This window comes from Rhodococcus sp. T2V, from assembly GCF_029269925.1.
Taxonomy (GTDB): domain Bacteria; phylum Actinomycetota; class Actinomycetes; order Mycobacteriales; family Mycobacteriaceae; genus Rhodococcus_F; species Rhodococcus_F koreensis.
Genome location: NZ_JARJBD010000334.1, coordinates 1 through 802 on the forward strand (window position 1 = coordinate 1; position 802 = coordinate 802).

The 802-nt window shown below is 67.1% G+C and carries 1 protein-coding gene; it reads right to left on the minus strand.

Annotated elements, in window-relative coordinates:
* The coding region (locus P3H15_RS54220) for a globin domain-containing protein (RefSeq protein WP_276144860.1) at window positions 1-802 on the minus strand (802 nt) is incomplete at both ends.

An 802-nucleotide genomic window follows, 5' to 3' on the forward strand; every position in this document is an offset into this window, starting at 1 on the left:
CGGGTTGTCGCTGTTTTCGATGACCGGGACGACGGTGAGCCACGGGCAGGTCCGAGACAGCCCCCACAGGACATCGAGGTCGTACAGGTCGCAGGGGTACGTCCCGCCGACGAACACATGGGTCCGGGGAGTGTCGTCGAGTCGGGCCATATCCAGCAATTGCGCCCGCAGCGGCGCGATTCCGGTCCCTTCAGCGATCATCAGGCGACGTCGACCCGGCCGCCGTGACACGCCGAGGCCGCCGAGCGGGGAGCCGATCAGCCAGGTGTCGCCGATGCGGGTGTCGGTTGTGATCGCGGAGCTCACCCAGCCACCGGAGACGCGGCGGACATGGAATTCGACGATCCGGTCGGGGTGCGGAGGGGTGGCGAAAGAGAGGTAACGCCACATCCGGGGGCGAGTGGGTACCTGCACACTCACATACTGACCGGGGACATACGGCATGGTCTGGTCGAGTTGGAGGCGAACGATGGCAAGGTCGTCGAGGACTCGGTGGTGGTTGATCACGGTGCCGACCCAGGTGGGCGGCCCCTGCTCGGCGTTCGCCGCGTCGGTCATGGTGGCGACGATCAGGGCGATCGCGTCGCGCCATGCGCGCTCGGTCTCGTCGGTCCACAGTTCGGTCCCGGTCAGATTGGCCAGCGCCGCGACGAGTGCGTCTGCGACGGCGTTGTAGTGGTCATCGGTGACGCCGTACTTGCGGTGATCACGTCCGAGTTGCGCGAGCAACGGCAGGACCTCGCCGGGTGTGTCCAGCTGGTCGATGACGTACCCGATGGCGTGCATGAGTCGGTCGCGCTGG